This window comes from Methylophilus sp. DMC16 (assembly GCF_056314045.1).
This window is the reverse complement of the sequence record NZ_JBQUZC010000001.1, coordinates 715049-734736: the sequence shown is the minus strand read 5'-3', so window position 1 is coordinate 734736 and position 19688 is coordinate 715049. Positions and strand designations below refer to the sequence as shown.

Genomic DNA, 19688 nt, shown 5'->3' with positions numbered 1-19688 from the left:
AATAACACTTATTTTTTAGCGAAGGAAGGATTGGTCGCAATATATGACTTCACGCCAGACAAAATCGCATTCACCAACTTATCCTGATAAGCATCATCATTCAACCTGGCTTCTTCTTCAGGATTGCTGATAAACGCCGTCTCGACCAGAATCGAAGGGATATCCGGTGATTTAAGCACTGCAAACGCCGCTTGTTCAACATACTTGGAATGGAGCGTATTGATTTTAGCGATGCGGCCCAGCACGGCTTTACCCATGCGGATACTGTCGTGAATAGTGGCGGTTTGCGACAAATCGAGTAAGGTTCTTGCCAGGTCCATATCGCGGGTATCAATCGCCACACCACCAATCAAGTCTACCGCGTTTTCCTTTTTCGCCAGGTAGCGGGCGCCGGCACTGGTGGCGCCACGCTCAGACAGGGCAAACACAGAAGACCCTTTGGCGGTGCTGTTCACAAACGAGTCGGCATGGATGGAAATAAACAAGTCGGCCTTGGCCGCGCGTGCTTTTTTGACACGGTCTCCCAGTGGCACGAAATAATCGCCATCGCGGATCAGGATCGCTTGCATGTTTTCTTCGGCATCGATCTGTTGCTTGAGCTTGCGCGCAATGGCCAGAGTAATGTTCTTTTCGTGGCTGCCATTGGAACCGCGTGCACCAGGATCTTCACCGCCGTGACCGGCATCGACGGCAATGGTAATGAGTTTTTGGCCAGGTTTTGCCTGTTTGAGTGGTTTTTCAACCGGCTTGTCAGTCACTTTGTCCGCCGGTTTTTCGGCAGACTTTTCCACCGTTGCATTGGCATTGTCTGGTGTGGGCTCGGCTGCTTTTTCAGCGGGTTTGTCGTCTTGACGTGGCACTTCTTGCAATTGCCGGGAAGGTGTCAGTACCGGGCTCGCCATGGCTGACTCGACAGGACCACTCGCAGGGCCTATGCTGATGGCCAAGCGTTGTTGCGAGCTGCCCGCATTCATATCGGTGACCTGCGGTTTGATATCAGATTTGATGTCAAAAACGATACGCGCCGTTTTCTCGGTAAACGGCGCAATGCGGATTTTAGACAGGTAAGGATGTTGGGCATCCAACTGCAGCGCGAGCGCTTTCAGGGTTGGACTGATGGCAACACCGTCCATATCAATCACCACGCGGAATGGATTATCCAGCGTAAAGACACGGTATTTGACTTGCTGGTCGAGCAAAAGCTCGACATGCGCCTGACCGCCTTGCTGCTGCAAATTGGCCAGGATGACTTCAGCGGCATGTGCGGCCTGACTCAGAATGAATAACAGGACTGGCAATAGCCAGCCCAGGCAATGCTTACGCTTTACTGGCATAGTGTTTCCAAGGCCAGCGCCTGCTGACTAGTGATGTGCAGCACGCGGCCGTGCGGCAGGATATCAAAGCGAATCTCGATGTCTGCGACAGGCAATAGCTCGGCTGCACGCTCAGGCCACTCGACCAGACAAACACTGGCAGGGTTGAAATAATCGCGGAAGCCGGCAGCTTCCCACTCTTCTGCATCCTGAAAGCGGTAAAGATCAAAGTGATAGCACGTGGCGAATGGCAGCATATAGGGTTCAACCAGCGTATAGGTGGGGCTTTTCACTTTGCCGACATGCCCCAAGGCATGCAGCATGCCGCGCACCAGCGTGGTTTTACCGGCCCCCAGATCACCGTGCAGGTAAATGACCTGCCCAGGCTGCAATTGCTTTGCCAGCACGCTTGCGGCATGCACGGTCGCTGCTTCGTCTTTTAAAATCTGTGTAGAATACGTTTCTGTCATGTCACATCAATCACATCCCGTCCCGCTTCAACTGCCTGATGTTCATGTCGCTGCGCAAATGGCAGCGACCATCAAGGGCTGGGCGCGAGAACTGGGGTTTGGCAATATCGGCATTACCGATACCGACTTGTCTGCCGCGGAGCCTGAATTTTTAAAGTGGCTGGACAAACAATACCACGGCGACATGGATTATATGGCAAAACATGGGACCAAGCGAACCCGTCCGGCAGAATTGGTGCCTGGCACCTTGCGCGTGATCTCGGTCAACCTCAATTATTTGCCCGCAGATGCAGCCGACGGCTGGCAGGTGCTGGAGAGCCCTGAGCAGGCTTATGTCGCCCGCTATGCCATGGGGCGCGATTACCATAAAGTGATGCGGCAAAAATTGCAGCAATTGTGTACCCGCATCACCGAGACCTTTGGCAGTTTTGAATACCGTGTATTTGCGGACAGTGCGCCGGTGATGGAGGTAGCACTGGCGACCAAAGCGGGTGTGGGCTGGCGCGGCAAACATACGCTGCTACTCAATCGCCAGCAGGGATCATGGTTTTTTCTGGGGGAAATTTATACCAACCTGCCGCTACCCGTGGACCCGCCCATCTCAGCACATTGTGGCAGTTGCACTGCGTGTATTGATGTCTGCCCGACCGCTGCCATCGTTGCACCTTACGAACTAGACGCCCGCCGCTGTATCTCTTACCTCACCATAGAACATCAAGGCAGCATTCCCGAGGAGTTAAGGCCACTGATGGGCAACCGGGTGTATGGCTGTGACGATTGCCAGCTAACCTGCCCGTGGAACAAATTTGCCGTCAAGACCTCAGAGCCCGACTTTGCGGTACGGCATGGACTCGACAGCTTGAGCCTGGTGACCTGTTTTGGCTGGACCGAAGCTGAATTTCAGCAAAAAATGGCGGGGAGCGCGATCTACCGCATAGGCTACACGCAGTGGCTGCGCAATATTGCCGTCGGCTTGGGTAATGCGCCGACGTCGATGGCGGTGATTGCAGCACTGAAGTCACGGGCACAGGATGAAAATGCCTTGGTGCGGGAGCATGTGGCCTGGGCACTGGCGCAACACCAGGCGCACGCGCATGAAGGGTTATGCTGAGCGGGTGGTGGACTCGGCCAGCAAGGCGGCACCCAACATGCCCGCAATATCGCCAGAACGAGATAGATGAACCACGATCTTGCCTCTGAGTACCGGGATCAAGTCAGCTTCTAGCCGTTGATAAAACGCCTCAGACATCAGCGACCATGCGGCAACCACGCCACCGCCAACCAAAACGGTGCCAACATCAACCACCTTGAGTACACTCGCCAGCATTTGCGCCAGTTTGCGTCCGGCATCCGCGTAGACTGCGCGCGCATGTTCATCACCCTGCTCCGCAGCCAGCGCAATCTCCAAAGCACTCCTTGTCTGGCCAGTCAACTCGGCATAGCCTTTGCTGATGCCGGTGGCAGAAGCATATTGCTCGACGCAACCTCGGTTACCACAGCCACACAAGCGGCCTTGATGCTCCACAATAATATGCCCGGCCTCGAGCGCATAACCATGCTGCCCGGCCCAAACATGACCATTCACGACCAAGCCGGCACCCACTCCGGTGCCCAGGCCCAGATACAGCAAGCCACCAGCAGGCTGACCAAGCAGGCTAAATTCCCCAAAGGCTGCAGCATTGGCATCGTTCTCGACCCGGATATTGAAACCAAGCCGGGCACCCAGATCGTGGCCAAGATTCACGTTCAACAAGCCCGGTAAATTGGGCGATTGCGCCAGGATGCCCGTGTGCGGATCAATAAAGCCGGGAAAACCAATGCCTATACTCTGAATCGTCGGATATTTTTCAAGCAAGGGCTGGATGGCTTCTGCCGTAACCGCAATAATCTTTTGCCAGGCCTGTGCTGGCGAGTGCTGCTTGCAAATGGCAGAATAGTTTGCCTCAAAACGCGTTTCTTCAATCAGGCGCAGATCAGAAAACACACCTAAACGCAGATTGGTCCCGCCCACATCCAGACCCAAACGATAAACCGGAGTCACATCACGCATGGAAGCGGCCACTTTCTTCAACACTGTGTCTAAAAGACAATAACTTCTCTTCACTCAGTTGCGACCATTGCATGCGCCAGCACCAGTTGCCTTCTATGGTGCCTGGCGTGTTCATGCGCGCCTGGCTATCCAGCGCGAGAATGTCTTGCATGGGGATAATTGCCAGCTTGGCCTGGCTCTCCAGGGTCAGTTTAATCAGGGCGGCGGGCATTTGCGGAGGATGTTGATTCAGGTAATCATGTAAATGATTACGCACATGCTCTGGCGCGGTGAGGTACCAGCCCAGGGTGGTATCGTTATCATGCGTGCCGGTATAAGCGACGCTGTTTTGTTCTATGTTTTCTGGCAAGTAAGGATTGTCTTCACCGCCACCAAACGCAAACTGTAAAATTTTCATGCCAGGCAAGTCGAATCCATGGCGCAAGGCATCCACCTCTGCGGTGATAATGCCCAAGTCCTCAGCCACCAGACTCAGCTCCGGGAAGGTCTCGGTGATGGCGTTTAACAGCGCTTCACCTGGCGCCTCTTGCCAAGTCCCGTTAATGGCAGTGGGCTCTTCTGCGGGGATTTCCCAAGCGGCCTGCAAGCCCCTGAAGTGATCAATCCGTAGCACATCAAACAGCTGTGCCTGCGTATCGATACGCCCCAGCCACCATGAAAACCCATCTTTTTGCATGGCCAGCCAGTCGTAATGCGGATTCCCCCAGCGTTGTCCGGTTTCAGAGAAATAGTCTGGCGGCACACCCGCTACGACGGTCATGTTCAGGGTGTCATCCAGCTTGAACCATGCGGGATGCGCCCAGACATCGGCACTGTCGTAAGCGACAAAAATCGGGATATCGCCAAACAAGCGAATGCCGCGCTGATTGGCGTAACGCTTGAGCTGCGCCCATTGCTGAAAAAACACATACTGCGTAAATTTAATCAGCGTCAACGGCTCCTGGTGCGTGACCCGATAAGCTTGCAAGGCTTGTGGATCATGCTTGCGGTAAGCTTGTGGCCATTGCTGCCAGCTTTGATTATGGTGCTGCTCACGCAAGCAGCCAAACAAGGCAAAATCTTCCAGCCAGTATTGCTGCGTCTGACAGAATCTCGCAAACCCGGACCAGGACAGGCCATGGCCTTCGCCATGTGTGGGGGCGCTGCCGGACTGCACGCGCGCCATGACTTTAGCCATCAATGCAGGCAAACTCAGCGTGAGCTCATTGGGCAGACACCAGCCATCAAGCTGTAATTGCTGCGCGCTGATCATGCCGCTATGTCCTGCATGCGCGGAGACACTTTGATAGGGCGACTGGTCTCCATGTGGCTGGTTGACCGGCAAGGTCTGCCACACCGATACGCCCATTTTGACCAGGGTGTCTACAAAACGATAGGCCTCTGGGCCGAGATTGCCCTCAGGCAATGAAGTGATGTGCATCAGCACACCCGCTTGTCTATGTTGCGTCATGGATTGGCATTCAAATCAGTTGAAAGAATCAGGCGTTGCCCCGGCGCATGGTGCCTGCATTTTCGGCATCGCCACCGCCCAGACTGATGGGTTGTAACAAATGTGCAGGGGCTGTCAGGCCAAGTAATTTGTACAGGTTGCTCAAATTACGGCGATAGAGTTGGTCAAAACTTTGTACGCTTTGGGCGCTGTTGTAATCGCCAAACCACCAGAACCAGTCCGAGCCTTCGCACAGGGCCAATTGCTGCTGGCATTTTTGTTTCTGTTCGGCTGAAAGTTGGTGTATCTGTTGATCATAATGCCGCTTGGCTTCGCATAACAGATCCCAGGCACGGTTTTTGGCCGGCTCCCCAATCCAGGTACTAAAGGTGCCATAGACCCAACTCCCGGCGCAAATATCATCCAGCAAGCGTGGCGCTGGCAATGCTTGTTTCTGCTGCAAGGCGAGAATATCGCTAAAAGTCGTCATCTGGATATCCGGATGCTGCGCCAGCGCCTGATAGAGCTCGTGCAAGAAATAATAACCGTTGTATGGATAGTATTCCCAGGCATTCTCGCCATCCAGAATCACGCTAACCACCGGCGTCTCTTCACTGTTGGCCAGGATATGCTCCAGCGACTGAATAAAGTCATGCACCGCTTCGCTTGCGTATTGCTTGGAATACTCAAAACCAATTTTGTCAGACAGATGGTCGTCACGGAAAAAGCACACAATATCCTGCTGACCATTGGTGATCTTATAAGGCTGATACAGGTATTGCGCTGGCGTGTCGTGCGGCAGCCCAAGTTTACGCAAGCTGTTGGCAAGCACACCCTGGCCAGTGGCTGCCCAGGCCACGCCCTGCTCTGCCAGCAACGACAGTGCAGGATGCGAGACCGCGCCTTCAGCAGGCCACATACCATTGGCGGGCTGACCAAATATTTTTTCATGATAGCGCTGTGCCGCCTGCACATGAGCGATCGCACGCGGATAACCGTCTGGATAGGTGGCTGACTGCGGCAACGGCGCATCGGGCATGGCGTCACGCGCACTTTCCAAATCAATGAGCAATGGCAAGATGGGATGGTAGTAAGGCGTGGTGGTCATTTCAATGCGGCCTTTTTTCAGCAAGGCCTGATAGCGCGGCAAAATGCCTTGCAAGGTCTCGCTGATCACGGCTAACAGCGCTTGCCTGTCTTCCAGGGTAAACAGCACGCCTTTTTGCATCAGGGTTTGCACGGTTTTGTTTTTGCGGCGCAAGCTCTCCCCCGTCCATGCCAGGTGGTACCAGACCAGCAAGTCCGCTTTATATTGCGCCGAGAGATAATGAAACTGGCCGTTTTGCATAATAGGCGCCACCAGTTCATACAGCTTAAGCAAGCGCTGATAATGCGGAAAAGGACTCAACATTTTTTCATGGTGTGCCTTAAAACAGCTGTCCACAATCAGGCGACACTCTTCATCAGTGATGTTTTCCAGATTGGGATTTGCCAGCAAACGCAGTAATGGGTCGCGCCACTGTCCGGACCGTGACTGCTCAGCATAATCTTCGAGCTGCTCCACCAGAATAGGTACAAAATTGAAGGTTACCCTGGCGTTTGGATTTTGCTCCAGGTGAAAGGCCATATCACTGTAATCCTTGAGCGCATGCAAATACGTCCATGGCAGCACAAACTCGCCTGTCACCAGATCACGGTAATCCGGTTGGTGCATGTGCCAATATAAATTTAAGAGCAACTTTTTATCGGACATCCTTCAACCTCTTTCACTCACTCAAAGACTTTTAAACTACTTCACACGGTATAAATCTTGGCCCAGCATGTCGGGTGTGACCAGTACGATGCCTTTTTCAGAGACATGAAAGCGCTTTCTATCGCGCTCCAGATCGACACCGATCTGCATGCCAGCAGGAATCTCGCAGCCGCGGTCTATCACTGCGTTGCGCATGATGACCCCCTCGTTAATTTTGACCTTGGGCAGCACTACAGCGCCATCCAGATCGGAATAATCCGCTACATGCACGCCGGAAAAAAGCACTGAGTTAGACACGCAAGAACCACTGATCAGGCAGCCCCCTGACACCAGCGAGTCTGTCGCCTTGCCCGTACGGCCTTCATCCTTGAATACAAATTTGGCCGGCGGCAGTTGTTCCTGATACGTCCAGATCGGCCATTCACTGTCATACAGATTGAGCTCTGGAATCACCTTGGTAAGCTCCATATTGGCTTCCCAGTAGGCATCTATGGTTCCCACATCCCGCCAGTAAAAGTTGTTGCCTTGTGCACCGACGCAACTATCGGTAAATCGGTGCGCCTGTACCCGGTATTTTTTGATGATGTAAGGAATAATGTCCTGCCCAAAGTCGTGGTGTGACTTGCGGTCATAAGCATCCCGGATCAATTGTTCGTACAAAAACTTGGCATTGAAGATATAAATACCCATGCTGGCAAAAGCCACCTCGGGATTGTTCGGGCTAGGCTTGGGATGCGCTGGCTTTTCATCAAAGGCGATCACGCGGTCGGTGGCGTCCACCTCCAATACCCCAAACCCTTTGGCGTCTTCGAGCGGCACATTGATGCAGGCAATGGTCATATCGGCATTGCTGCGCGCATGCGTCGCCAGCATTTTGCCGTAGTCCATTTTATAGATATGATCGCCGGCCAGGACCAATATATATTCGCCGCCATTCTCTCGCAGCAAATCAATATTCTGATAGACCGCATCAGCCGTGCCTTTGTACCACTCCTCGCCCAGACGCTGCTGGGCAGGAATAATGTTGACGTATTCGTTAAACTCCCCACGCAAAAAGCCCCAGCCGCGCTGAACATGCTGAATCAGGCTTTGCGCTTTGTATTGGGTCGCCACATTAATGCGGCGGATGCCAGAGTTAATGCAATTGGACAAGGGGAAGTCGATAATGCGGAATTTGCCACCAAACTGTACAGCAGGTTTGGCCCGCCAGTCGGTGAGGTTTTTTAACCGGCTGCCACGACCACCCGCCAGGATAATGGCAACGGTATTTTTCGTCAGGTTACTGATAAACCGGTCGGAGGGACGTTCTTGCCGCCGGTTGGCTTTACGACGTTCAACAAACTCTGCTACTTGAGACATGATGCTATTCCTGTTTTTCCTGATCCTGGGAACCAGCCTACAGTCATTATTGTCAGCGTTGCGCGTTTCAGCAGAGACGACACAAGGCTTTGCATCTGCAGGTCTGACATCCACAGTCTGCATGATAATTGGGGTAAAGACAACGAAATTCCGGGGGCGAATGACGTAAATCTTAACTTTTTTTGATAGCATGGAATCTGCTTAACCGGATACCGACAGCATGACTGCCAAAGCTTCTCATCAAATTGCCACCGACAATCATCATTTGCAACGGATTTTAGACGCCACCCATCATAATCCCTTTGAATATTTGGGGTCGCATCAGGATGCGAAAACCAAACGCTGGCAGTTGCGTGTGTTCATACCAACGGCAGAACAAGTATGGCTCAACAATGGCAAAAATTGGCAGCCCATGCAGCAGGCGCATGCCGAGGGCTTGTTTATTTACGAGTCAGATAATCCGATTTCAACCCCTGCCCCACTGCAAGTTCAGCCCAAGGGGCAAACTAGTCGTTACGAAACCCTGGATGTCTATGGTTTTGACAGCACCGTGTCTGCCGATGACCTGTATCTGTTTGCTGAAGGTCGTTTTTACCAGGCCTACAATACCCTGGGCGCGGTCCCCATGCAGGTGAATGGGGTGGCGGGCGTCCGGTTTGCTGTCTGGGCGCCCAATGCGTCAAGGGTCAGTGTGGTCGGCAACTTTAACCAGTGGGATGGCCGTATCCATGCCATGCGTGTCATTGGCAGCACCGGCGTTTGGGAGTTATTTATTCCCCACCTGAGCGAACATGATCTATATAAATTCGAAATCCGCAACCGCGAGCATGGCTATGTCATGCTCAAGGCCGATCCCTATGGCAGAGCCTTTGAGCCTAGGCCCGGCACGGCCAATCGTATCTGCCACAGCAAGTATACCTGGCAAGATGATGGCTGGTTGCAGCAACGCCAGCAGCATGACTGGCTGCATGCCCCCTTTAACTGTTATGAAGTGCATTTAGGCAGTTGGCAACGAGACCCAAACGGCCACTTTATGGGCTATCGCGCCATGGCAGAGGCGCTGATTCCACATTTGCTAGAGATGGGCTATACCCATATCGAGCTGTTACCAATTGCCGAACATCCGCTGAATGAATCCTGGGGTTATCAGGTGACGGGCTACTTTGCCCCCACCCAGCGCTATGGCAGTCCGGATGATCTTAAGTATTTTATTGACCGCTGTCATGCCGCCAATATCGGCGTCATTCTGGACTGGGTCCCTGGTCACTTCCCCAAAGATGACTGGGCGCTGGCGCGTTTTGACGGCACGGCGCTGTATGAACATGCCGACCCCCGCCTGGGTGAACATATGGACTGGGGCACCTATATTTTCAATTATGGCCGCAATGAAGTGCGCAGCTTTTTACTCAGCAATGCTTATTACTGGTTGCAAGAGTTTCACATTGACGGCTTGCGTGTGGATGCCGTGGCGTCCATGCTCTACCTGGATTACTCGCGCAAAGATGGAGAATGGTTGCCTAATGTCTATGGCGGACGTGAAAACCTGGACGTGATCGAGTTTCTCAAGCAATTGAACATGATGGTGGGCGAACGCTTCCCCGGCGCATTGACGATAGCCGAGGAATCAACAGCCTGGCCCGCCGTTTCGCGACCGGTCTATGCCGGGGGCCTGGGGTTCAGCATGAAATGGAATATGGGCTGGATGAATGATGTCCTGACCTACATGCAACTGGATCCGGTATACCGCCAATACCACCATAATCGCCTGACCTTTGGTCAGATGTACGCTTATTCCGAGAACTTTGTCCTGCCTTTCTCGCACGACGAAGTGGTCCACGGCAAAAAGTCCTTGCTCGAAAAAATGCCTGGGGATGATTGGCAAAAATTCGCCAACTTGCGTCTATTGATGACCTTGCAAATGACCATGCCAGGCAAAAAACTCAACTTTATGGGCAATGAAATTGCCCAGCGCCGTGAGTGGCGCGTCAACCAAAGCCTGGACTGGCATTTGCTTGAAGACACCGCCGCTGAACATGACATGCATCGCGGCATACAGCGCGTTTGCAAGGACCTCAACTGGCTCTATCGCCAACAAAGCGCACTCCATGCCCATGACTTTGATGCACAGGGCTTTCAATGGATAGACTGCGAAGATGCCGCGCAATCAATATTAAGCTACGTCAGACGCGGCAAAGACCATAGTTTTGTTATAATCCTACTTAATTTCACACCGGTACCGCGCCATCAATACCGTTTGGGCGTACCACAATCGGGTTACTATCAGGAATTGTTTAACAGTGACGCCGCTTGTTATGGTGGCAGCAATGTTGGTAATGGTTCCGGCTGTCCTAGTGACCCCGTGCCATGGATGAACCAGCCAGCCTCCATCAGCCTAAACTTGCCGCCACTTGGGGGTGTCATACTTCAGTTACAATAACTGGTTACACTGACTATATGATGTAGCCTGGCAGTAAAGATTTTTGGCCAGACAAGAAAATTCAGAGATTGCCTTGTCTGGCCCCGTAAATTTAATTGACTTGAAAAACGATAGTAACAACACGACATGGCAAAACTAACCACACATCCGAGCTGGCATGCGCTGAACCAGCATCAAATTGAAATGCGCGATGTTCAAATGCGCGATCTGTTTAACCAAAACCCCAAACGCTTCGAAGAATTCAGTTTAACGGTGGACGACATCCTGCTGGACTACTCCAAGCACCGCATCACTAAAGAAACCCTGTCCCAGTTATTCCAGTTAGCGCGCGACTCAAATATTGAGCAATGGCGCAGCCGCATGTTCAGCGGCGAAAAAATCAACATTACCGAAAAGCGTGCAGTGCTGCACACCGCCCTGCGTAACCGCAGTAATACACCGGTGTATGTGGATGGCAAGGATGTGATGCCAGAAGTGAATGCTGTGCTGGCGCAAATGCGGGCCTTTACCGAGCAAGTACGCAACGGCCAATGGACAGGATTTACCGGCAAACGGATTACCGATATCGTAAATATCGGTATTGGTGGCTCAGACCTCGGTCCAGTCATGGCATGTGATGCGTTAAAACCCTACGCCAGCCCCAACTTGAAAGCCCACTTTGTTTCCAACATTGATGGCGCGCACTTGATGCGTGTATTGGAAGTCTGCGACCCTGAAACTACTCTGTTCATCGTCGCCTCCAAAACCTTTACCACCCAGGAAACCATGACCAACGCGCACTCAGCGCGCCGCTGGTTCCTGCAAGCAGCTAAACAAGACCAACATGTGGCCAAGCATTTTGTCGCGCTGTCTACCAACGCCAAGGCCGTGCAGGCATTTGGCATAGACACCAACAACATGTTTGCTTTCTGGGACTGGGTAGGTGGTCGTTACTCCCTGTGGTCAGCCATCGGTCTGTCCATTGCGCTCTATGTCGGCATGGACAACTTTGAACAGTTGCTGGCAGGCGGTCACGCCATGGATCAGCACTTCTTGTCGGCGCCACTGGAACAGAACATGCCTGTCATCATGGCCTTGCTGGGTGTCTGGTACAACAATTTCTTCCATGTTGATACGCACGCGATTTTGCCTTATGACCAGGGCATGTCTCGCTTTGCGGCCTATCTGCAACAAGCAGACATGGAAAGTAATGGCAAATTTATTTGCCGTGACGGTAGCCGCGTCAGCTACAAAACGGGCCCGGTCATCTGGGGCGAAGCTGGCACCAACGGCCAGCATGCGTTTTACCAGTTGATTCACCAGGGCACACAAATGGTTCCGGCAGACTTTTTGATGCCAGCCAACAGCCATTACAAAGTGGGTAGCCCAGACGATCAGCACCATAAAATCCTGCTGGCTAACTTCCTGGCACAAACCCAAGCCTTGATGTTGGGCAAAACCCGTGAAGAAGCACGCGCCGAACTGGAAGCACAAGGCATGAGCGGCCAGGCACTGGAAGATCTGCTGCCGCATAAAGTGTTTGAAGGCAACCGCCCAACCACGTCTATCCTGTTTAAACAGCTCACACCCTTTACCTTGGGTAAACTGATTGCGCTTTATGAGCACAAGATTTTTGTGCAAGGCATGATCTGGGACATTAACAGCTATGACCAGTGGGGTGTGGAATATGGTAAGCAGATTGCGAGCCAAATTCTGCCACAGCTGAATACCAACGAGCCGGTAAACAGCTTTGATAGCTCAACCAACGGATTAATCAATTACGCGAAGAAAATTTCATAGCATATTGATTAATATTAAAAAAGGCCTCGATTGAGGCCTTTTTTTATTCTGCGGTGCTACGTCAAGCGCCCTTAAACCAATTGGTTTTTAATGGCGTAATGGGTGATATCGGCATTATGTTTAAGATGCATTTTTTCGAGCAGCCGCGTCCGGTACATGCTGACCGTTTTCACCGACAATGCGAGTTTATCTGCAATCTCACTCACTGACTGCCCGGAAGCAATCATGCGCATGACCTGAAACTCGCGATCTGAAAGGGTTTCGTGCAAGGCCACCGCATAATCATTCCCCACCTGCTCGGCCAGAATCTCTGCCACGTTGGGGGTAATGTATTTTTTGCCTTTGGCCAGCGTGTGTATGGCGGTGAGCAACTCTTCTGACGCCGTATGCTTGCACAGGTAGCCAGAAGCGCCAGAACGAATGGAGCGCACGGCATACTGCTCTTCCATGTACATGGAAAGCATCAAGATGTTGAGCGCAGCATTTTCTCGCTTGATGAGCTTTAAGGCTTCTATGCCGGTTTTATCCGGCAACGAAATGTCCAGTAGCATGACATCGGCAGCCACTTCACGTACACATTTAATCGCCTGCGCAACATTCTCCGCCTCACCGACGACATCAATATCCCCACTCGCAAGCAATATTTGCTTGATGCCAGAACGTAAGATGGCATGGTCATCTACGATAATGACTTTTATTTTTTGTATATCCAACCTGATCCCTCTGTTTTGCTGGTTGCACCATGGCTAATCCAGAAACTGCGCTGTTGATTGTAAATCGGATCAGCCATTCTGTCACGACTCTGCGGGCTTGAACGGCGCTTGCACCCGGATACAAGTGCCAGATGCGGCGCTGGAAGATTCAATCTGGCACTCGCCCCCCAGTGCCGCCGCTCTTTCCTGCATACCTCTCAGGCCAAATGCGTTCGATTTGATCTTGTCGGCAGGGGCAATGCCGATGCCATTATCCGTGATGTTCATGAATAACAGCTGATCCTTGAGGCTGAGCTCCACTTCGACCGCATTGGCCTGCGCATATTTGGCGATGTTCGAGAGCGCCTCCTGACAAATCCGGAACAACGCCATGGATTGATCGGGATCACACTCCAAATCATGACAATTGGTGATAAATTTTGCCGAGATGCCTAATTGCTTTTTGAACTGGCTCACCTGCCACTCCAGCGCATCCACCAGCCCCAGATCGAGAATGTTGGGCCGCAAATTGCCAGAAATACGATGTACGGAATCAAACGTCTGGTTGATGATCCCTTGCAACAAATGCGCTTGCTCGAGGTTGACCGGCTCACCGGCCTCAATTTGCTGGATGATGGTCGACAAGCCCAGCTTCATCGCAGTCAGGTTGCCGCCGAGGTCATCATGAATTTCACGCGCAATCGACACGCGCTCCTGCTCTTTGACCTGGTTCAAGTGTGCCGTCAGTGCCTGCAGATCTTGCCTGGCTTGCTCGATCTCCTGTTTTTCATGCTTGCTTTGGCTAATATTGAGCATAATGCCATCCCATTGCACCGCGCCCTGCCCCAAGTCTTGCACGGTAGCCCGGATATTGACCCACTTCATGTCTTGCCAGTCGGCAATCCAGATTTGTCCTTCCCAATCCAGGCGTTTGTGTTGCCGGGCGGATTTTTGCAAGTTTTGCTTGAACAGATGGGCGGAAGGTTGATCCATGGCATCAAACAGGGTGTTGGCATCCTTGAGCAATGCTGCGGCCGGGATACCCAGCAAGGCTTCGCAGCCCTCACTCACATAAGTAAAAACCACTTGAGCATCTGCGGTCATATGCATCTGGAACACGAGCCCAGGAATGCTGGAAACAATGGCGGAGAATCTGCGCTCGCTTTCATGCAAGGCATGTTGGACACTATCAATAGGAAAATGGCTGGCTGGCGTAGACACATGGCACCTCAATCAAGATGCCAGTTAGCATATCATGCCAAACCACGGCTGGATATGACAGTCAGTGATCCCGGATAAAACCGCTGTCGATCAACAAAGTGCTGACCAAGCGCACAAGCTAGGGATTGACGGTGCCAACTAGATCAGTTTCAGTCATCACCCGGTTTTTGCCGCGTTTTTTGGCCAGGTACATGGCCTGATCTGCGCGCAACAAGATGGCACTGACATCGTCCTCTTTCTGGAACAAGGCGACACCTGCACTAAAGGTGATCAGCAGCTTTTGGTTATTACCCATGAAGTACTCTTTGGTCAGTGATCGCTGCAAGCGCGACATAATGATCACCGCCTCTTGCAAGTCGGTCTTGGGCAGAATGACAACAAACTCTTCGCCCCCCATTCTGGTCACAATATCCGTCGGCCTCACCGCACGTTTTACCACTGAAGCCAGATGTTTGAGCGCAGCATCCCCGGCGGCATGCCCATGCTGGTCATTGAGCGATTTAAAATTATCGATGTCGAGCAAAGCCACACTAAATGACTCACCGCTACGCTGAAAACGCGCAATCTCGGCCTGGAAGGCATCGTCCATACCGCGGCGATTGAGCACGCCGGTGAGTTGGTCAATTCTGACGACCTCACTCAACTGCTGCAACTCCAGTTGCAATTGATCAATACGGTCTTGCGTATCCGTTGCCTTGCGCTGTTGGATAAGCAAGTCATCGCGCGAACGCAGGATGTCGGTCTGCATGACAGAAGTATCGCGCATCAACTGGTTGACCAGCTCATTAATTTTAATCAAATCATCAGTTTGAGAGAGCTCTTTGGCATAGGTCTCGATTTTGCCACTGTAGAGTTCGCTGGCTTCACCCATATATTTGAGCTTATCAATAAAAGTACTGATTAAGGTTTTAAATGAGTTCCTCGCCTCAATCAGACTGTGCTTGACCAGTCCTTGCTTGTAAATAACCTCTTTGAGGCTTTTTTCGGCTTGTTTAAGCTTGGTTCTATCCAGCGGACCGGTAATAATCGACTGTACAGCATAGACCTGACCACTCAGCCAGCTATCTTCAGCCACCAGTTCACCGATATTTTCCAGTAGCAAATGCAACAAGTCGATAATGTCGCCACGCACGTCATCCTCTTGCGCGCCCATCACCTCGACCCGCATCAATAACGCTTTAAGTGACTTGGCCAAAGCCTCCCACTCTTTAAGCTTTTTAGCGCGCTCGGCAGATTCCTGCAGGGCCACCGCCTCCGCCTGCAAGTCTGGATACCCTTGCAAACGGGGAATCAAGCCCAGGTAAAGTGTTTGCTTCAACAAGGTCTGCAAAATGGTAAAAGCGCCATGGAACTGCTGTACTTCAGAGGGCAAACCTTGTTCACTGGATATATCCAAGACAGGTTGCGACGTCGAAGCTGTGGACGCGTCAGCCGCATCAGTCAAGGCAATCCCCTCAACCCGGGCTTCAGAAGGCAACCACATATTCGCCATGCCGATCAACTTGTCGGACAGGCTCTCGTCATCACCAAAATTAATGAGCACGCGTTCCAGCGTCTCACGCTTTCTGGCAGTATCTATGCCACTGCGCTTGTCGTCCCAGGCTTGCAATAAGACACGAATCGCCTTGGGCCATTTGGTGGAATGACTAAGCTGCTGTTGCATGGCCTCAGTCAGCAATTCTCCCAGCCCTTGCCAGTTATCCTGTTTAAGTACTTTTTCCCAGCGGTTAATCCAGTTGGTTTGCTCCAGCGTGTCGTGGGGCAACTGCTTCAGTGCCTTGCGCAACGCACTGGCAGCATCCTCCTTCACCGGTTTACCTGCAATCTCATAGTAAATCTGCATGTAATTGTCCGGTGTTGGTTCGACACGCCTGACAGCCATTTGCTTGATGGTTTCACGTGCAACTTCTGAAGCTGTCATGGATGATCCGTTTGCTGCCATCGTTTTCTGCCAAATCACACTAAAATGAATAAGATGCAACTATTATGCAGGGCGATGATTGGAATTTATTGGTGTATAAGAAGGTAAATAATTGTTTATTTCAGAAGCTTTACCTCTGCAGGTGAAATGGGTCACGGCGAAAATAAGGCGGTAAAAAAACGTTTTTGCGTTACAATAGCGTCCGCGGGCCTCCCCGCATTGTAAGGTAGCCAACCTGGTCAGGTGCGGAAGCAAGCAGCCACAACTATCAAGCAAGTGCCGGGGGTTGGGCTCGCCCCTTCTATCCAGCCCTTCTGTTTGTCATGCCAGCGTTGATCTTAATGTTATGGTTTGTGGCAAGCATGAGTCGGCAAAATAGGCTAAAGTACAGGTTTGCCTTATTGCTTTTAATCAGTAGAGTGCGCGATGTCTTACCAAGTGTTGGCGCGTAAATGGCGCCCCAAATCTTTTGCCAGTCTGGTGGGCCAGGACCATGTGGTCCAGGCCCTGAGCAATGCTCTGAGCCAACAGCGCCTGCATCATGCTTACCTGTTTACCGGCACCCGTGGCGTTGGCAAGACCACCCTCTCCCGTATTCTGGCAAAATCGCTGAACTGTGCGACCGGGATCAACGCAACGCCTTGCGGCGAGTGCGAAGCATGCCGTGCCATTGATATCGGCCGGTATGTAGATTACGTGGAAATGGATGCGGCCTCTAACCGCGGTATTGCAGACATGGTGAGCTTGCTTGAGCAGGCGATCTACGCGCCGTCTTCCGGCCGCTTCAAGGTCTACATGATAGACGAAGTGCATATGCTGACCAAAGAGGCGTTTAATGCCATGCTGAAAACGCTGGAGGAGCCGCCTGCCCACGTCAAATTCATTCTGGCGACCACAGATCCACAAAAAGTCCCGGTCACCATTTTGTCGCGCTGCCTGCAATTCAACCTGCGCCAAATGGCCAGCAGTACCATTACCGCCCACTTGCAAGACATTCTGGGCCAGGAGCAAATTCCATTTGAGGCGCCCGCATTACAGCTGATAGCGCGTGCAGCCAATGGCAGTATGCGTGACGCGCTCTCACTGACCGACCAGGCAATTGCTTATGGCAACCAATCCGTCCGTGAAAGCGATGTGCGTAGCATGCTGGGGGCGATTGACCAAAGCTACCTGTATGATTTGTTGCGGGCGTTGATCGCACAAGATGCAGCCAGCCTGCTCAATATCGCACAGCAAATGGAGTCGCGCAGCATCGGCTTTGAAAGTGCCCTGAACGATCTTGCAGCTTTGTTGCATGTGCTAGCTGTCGCGCAATACGCGCCCCAATCAATTGCAGACGATCACCCCGAGCGGCAGAACTTGCTGGAACTTGCCGCAGCCTTGCCCGCAGAAACCCTGCAGCTGTATTATCAGATTGCTATTTTAGGTCACCGCGATATTGGCCTGGCCCCGGATGCTTATGCAGGCTTTACCATGACGCTGTTGCGTATGCTGGCATTTAAAGCCGATGCAACGGCCACCACACCCGCGCCCCCGTCAAGCACAGAAGGTCATGGCCGTGGCAGCGCTCCGAGTGTTGGCAGCGCGCGCGCCGCCTTGGCGAAAAGTTATCAAGCAAGCAGCACAACCAACCCTGCAACAGCGGATCATGCGATGCCCAAGCGGGCGGTGGAACAGGCTCCCGAAAGTGCTACTGAACCAGGCGCATCTTTCACCACTGCCCCCCTGGCAGAAATGTCGCAGCCAGCGCTTTCGGCCCCAGCACCGACAGCCGTTGCCAGTGAGGCAGTGCATGTTGCAATGCCTGAGACGCAAGAAACAAGCGCTGCATTGGACTGGGATGGCAACTGGCGCGCGCTGGTAGAGAACCATTTGAGCAAATTGGGCCTGGTACGCGCACTGGCACAAAATTGCGAGCTGGTCCAGTTTGAGGACGATGCCATGACATTGCGGATTAGCGAGTCCCATAAACACCTGGCCAGTGCCAATTATCTCGAAAAACTCAATGCTGCTTTAAACAGCCACTTTGGCCGCCGCTTGCAACTGATCATCACCACCAGCCAGGAAGCTAATACGCCCGCCAGACAGCTGGCCGTCGAAAAAGCAGAATTACAGGATCAGGCTACACAAGCGATTATGAGTGACCGCTTTGTGCAAGGCCTGATGCAGGAAATGGGCGCAACAATAGTGCCCAATTCCATTAAACCCTTACATTAACCACACGTAACTTCAGGAGCAGACAATGATGAAAGGTGGCATGGGCAATATGATGAAACAGGCCCAAATGATGCAAGCCAATATGCAAAAAGCCCAGGCAGAACTGGCAAACACTGAGGTGGAAGGTATTGCCAGCAATGGCATGGTCAAAGTGACCATGACCTGTAGCAATGATGTGAAACGCGTACAGATTGATGACGCGGCCATGGATGACAAAGAAACACTGGAAGACTTGCTTATGATTGCGTTGAAAGATGCGAAAGCGAAAGCCGAAGCGACCAGTTCAGCGAAAATGAGTGGTCTGATGCCACCAGGCTTCAAGTTGCCGTTCTAGTGCCTGACGCCCGCCCATATTATCGTCGACGCGGAGACCAGGCGTGAATCACCCGGCAGTTCTGGATCAGCTGATCAGTGCCCTGCGCTGTCTGCCGGGCGTGGGGCCAAAATCCTCCACGCGCATGGCCTATCACTTGCTGCAACGTGACCGTGAAGGTGCACAAAAGCTGGCAGCCAGTCTGCAACAGGCGCTGGATAAGCTGGCGCATTGCGATTATTGCAACAACTTCAGCGAGCATCGCGTATGCAGCGTGTGCCAGGATACCCACAGAGACAAATCCACGCTATGTGTTGTGGAGATGCCGACCGACCTCATGATGCTGGAGAATACGCGTAGCTATCAGGGCCAATATTTTGTATTAATGGGAAAACTCTCGCCCATGGATGGCATTGGGCCCAAGGACATTCACCTGGATAAACTGCTCAAACGTGCACAGGACAGCGCGATCCACGAAGTGATTATTGCCACCAACTTTACCTCCGAGGGTGAAGCCACTGCACACTATATTGGGCAGATGCTCAAATCGCGTGGCATTCGCGTCAGCCGGATTGCGCGTGGGTTGCCGATGGGTGGTGAGATTGAGTATGTGGACAGTGGCACGCTGTCTACCGCGTTGCTGGAAAGAAAAGCCGTCACTTAACTGCAAAGCAATCGTCAAGCAGTCAAGATAACTGCCCGATTTGATGACCTTGTGCAAAGACCTTAACAAG

General features: G+C 52.3%; 15 protein-coding genes and 1 other RNA gene. 7 read left to right on the top strand and 9 right to left on the bottom strand.

All coding sequences use genetic code 11. The features are described from left to right. Positions 1-8 precede the first annotated feature (8 nt). Both ACT53D_RS03640 and tsaE read right to left on the bottom strand, forming a co-directional pair. On the bottom strand, positions 9-1334 hold the full coding sequence (locus ACT53D_RS03640) for an N-acetylmuramoyl-L-alanine amidase (RefSeq protein WP_476154523.1): 1326 nt from the start codon (positions 1332-1334) through the stop codon (positions 9-11). Beyond that, positions 1325-1783: a tRNA (adenosine(37)-N6)-threonylcarbamoyltransferase complex ATPase subunit type 1 TsaE gene (gene tsaE / locus ACT53D_RS03635; protein ID WP_194747702.1), complete on the bottom strand. Its 459-nt coding sequence runs from the start codon at positions 1781-1783 to the stop codon at positions 1325-1327. Before tsaE ends, ACT53D_RS03640 begins: the two co-directional genes overlap by 10 nt. On the opposite strand from tsaE, the gene queG reads away from it, so the two are divergent. Continuing rightward, the gene (gene queG, locus ACT53D_RS03630; protein ID WP_476154521.1) at positions 1782-2894 is read left to right on the top strand and encodes a tRNA epoxyqueuosine(34) reductase QueG; all 1113 of its coding nucleotides are present in this window, start codon (positions 1782-1784) and stop codon (positions 2892-2894) included. The genes tsaE and queG overlap by 2 nt on opposite strands. On the opposite strand, the gene ACT53D_RS03625 is transcribed toward queG, so the two are convergent. Genes ACT53D_RS03625 through glgC form a run of 4 tightly spaced genes read right to left on the bottom strand, consistent with a single transcriptional unit; the run spans position 2886 to position 8374 of the window. Beyond that, the gene (locus ACT53D_RS03625; protein ID WP_476154519.1) at positions 2886-3833 is read right to left on the bottom strand and encodes an ROK family protein; all 948 of its coding nucleotides are present in this window, start codon (positions 3831-3833) and stop codon (positions 2886-2888) included. The genes queG and ACT53D_RS03625 overlap by 9 nt on opposite strands. Next, positions 3826-5283 (bottom strand): 4-alpha-glucanotransferase, encoded by a 1458-nt coding sequence (malQ, locus tag ACT53D_RS03620; protein WP_194747708.1) that lies wholly within the window; start codon positions 5281-5283, stop codon positions 3826-3828. Before malQ ends, ACT53D_RS03625 begins: the two co-directional genes overlap by 8 nt. A gap of 28 nt (positions 5284-5311) precedes the next feature. Then, complete coding sequence (locus ACT53D_RS03615; RefSeq protein WP_476154517.1) at positions 5312-7015, bottom strand: glycoside hydrolase family 57 protein; 1704 nt, start codon at positions 7013-7015, stop codon at positions 5312-5314. Positions 7016-7051: 36 nt separating this feature from the next. Then, positions 7052-8374, bottom strand: a complete 1323-nt coding sequence (gene glgC, locus ACT53D_RS03610) for a glucose-1-phosphate adenylyltransferase (RefSeq protein ID WP_194747711.1) — start codon at positions 8372-8374, stop codon at positions 7052-7054. A gap of 220 nt (positions 8375-8594) precedes the next feature. Between glgC and glgB the strand changes: the two genes are divergently transcribed. Both glgB and pgi read left to right on the top strand, forming a co-directional pair. Next, complete coding sequence (gene glgB, locus ACT53D_RS03605) at positions 8595-10811, top strand: 1,4-alpha-glucan branching protein GlgB (RefSeq protein WP_476154515.1); 2217 nt, start codon at positions 8595-8597, stop codon at positions 10809-10811. Positions 10812-10937: 126 nt separating this feature from the next. After that, positions 10938-12590: a glucose-6-phosphate isomerase gene (gene pgi, locus ACT53D_RS03600; RefSeq protein WP_275355392.1), complete on the top strand. Its 1653-nt coding sequence runs from the start codon at positions 10938-10940 to the stop codon at positions 12588-12590. Between the two features lie 71 nt (positions 12591-12661). On the opposite strand, the gene ACT53D_RS03595 is transcribed toward pgi, so the two are convergent. From ACT53D_RS03595 to ACT53D_RS03585, 3 genes are all read right to left on the bottom strand, one after another. Further along, positions 12662-13303: a response regulator gene (locus tag ACT53D_RS03595; protein WP_275355394.1), complete on the bottom strand. Its 642-nt coding sequence runs from the start codon at positions 13301-13303 to the stop codon at positions 12662-12664. Positions 13304-13384: 81 nt separating this feature from the next. After that, positions 13385-14503, bottom strand: a complete 1119-nt coding sequence (locus tag ACT53D_RS03590; RefSeq protein WP_275355396.1) for a PAS domain-containing sensor histidine kinase — start codon at positions 14501-14503, stop codon at positions 13385-13387. 118 nt (positions 14504-14621) lie between these two features. After that, positions 14622-16424, bottom strand: a complete 1803-nt coding sequence (locus ACT53D_RS03585; RefSeq protein WP_313987730.1) for a GGDEF domain-containing protein — start codon at positions 16422-16424, stop codon at positions 14622-14624. A 203-nt stretch (positions 16425-16627) separates the two neighbouring features. On the opposite strand from ACT53D_RS03585, the gene ffs reads away from it, so the two are divergent. From ffs to recR, 4 genes are all read left to right on the top strand, one after another. After that, positions 16628-16724, top strand: an RNA gene (gene ffs, locus ACT53D_RS03580) — signal recognition particle sRNA small type. 126 nt (positions 16725-16850) lie between these two features. Continuing rightward, positions 16851-18641 (top strand): DNA polymerase III subunit gamma/tau, encoded by a 1791-nt coding sequence (gene dnaX, locus ACT53D_RS03575; protein ID WP_476154512.1) that lies wholly within the window; start codon positions 16851-16853, stop codon positions 18639-18641. A gap of 25 nt (positions 18642-18666) precedes the next feature. Continuing rightward, positions 18667-18975, top strand: coding sequence for a YbaB/EbfC family nucleoid-associated protein (locus tag ACT53D_RS03570; protein ID WP_194747725.1), 309 nt, complete (start codon positions 18667-18669; stop codon positions 18973-18975). Positions 18976-19018: 43 nt separating this feature from the next. Further along, positions 19019-19618 (top strand): recombination mediator RecR, encoded by a 600-nt coding sequence (recR, locus tag ACT53D_RS03565; protein WP_313987738.1) that lies wholly within the window; start codon positions 19019-19021, stop codon positions 19616-19618. Positions 19619-19688: the final 70 nt, after the last annotated feature.

What these genes read in the sequence shown, in the direction of transcription:
- ACT53D_RS03570 (WP_194747725.1), top strand. Translation starts at nt 18,667, where the DNA reads ATGATGAAAGGTGGCATGGGCAATATGATGAAACAGGCCCAAATGATG.
- malQ (WP_194747708.1), bottom strand. Translation starts at nt 5,283, where the DNA reads ATGACGCAACATAGACAAGCGGGTGTGCTGATGCACATCACTTCATTG.
- ACT53D_RS03640 (WP_476154523.1), bottom strand. Translation starts at nt 1,334, where the DNA reads ATGCCAGTAAAGCGTAAGCATTGCCTGGGCTGGCTATTGCCAGTCCTG.
- ACT53D_RS03585 (WP_313987730.1), bottom strand. Translation starts at nt 16,424, where the DNA reads ATGACAGCTTCAGAAGTTGCACGTGAAACCATCAAGCAAATGGCTGTC.
- ACT53D_RS03615 (WP_476154517.1), bottom strand. Translation starts at nt 7,015, where the DNA reads ATGTCCGATAAAAAGTTGCTCTTAAATTTATATTGGCACATGCACCAA.
- tsaE (WP_194747702.1), bottom strand. Translation starts at nt 1,783, where the DNA reads ATGACAGAAACGTATTCTACACAGATTTTAAAAGACGAAGCAGCGACC.
- pgi (WP_275355392.1), top strand. Translation starts at nt 10,938, where the DNA reads ATGGCAAAACTAACCACACATCCGAGCTGGCATGCGCTGAACCAGCAT.
- ACT53D_RS03625 (WP_476154519.1), bottom strand. Translation starts at nt 3,833, where the DNA reads ATGCGTGATGTGACTCCGGTTTATCGTTTGGGTCTGGATGTGGGCGGG.
- dnaX (WP_476154512.1), top strand. Translation starts at nt 16,851, where the DNA reads ATGTCTTACCAAGTGTTGGCGCGTAAATGGCGCCCCAAATCTTTTGCC.
- glgB (WP_476154515.1), top strand. Translation starts at nt 8,595, where the DNA reads ATGACTGCCAAAGCTTCTCATCAAATTGCCACCGACAATCATCATTTG.
- glgC (WP_194747711.1), bottom strand. Translation starts at nt 8,374, where the DNA reads ATGTCTCAAGTAGCAGAGTTTGTTGAACGTCGTAAAGCCAACCGGCGG.
- queG (WP_476154521.1), top strand. Translation starts at nt 1,782, where the DNA reads ATGTCACATCAATCACATCCCGTCCCGCTTCAACTGCCTGATGTTCAT.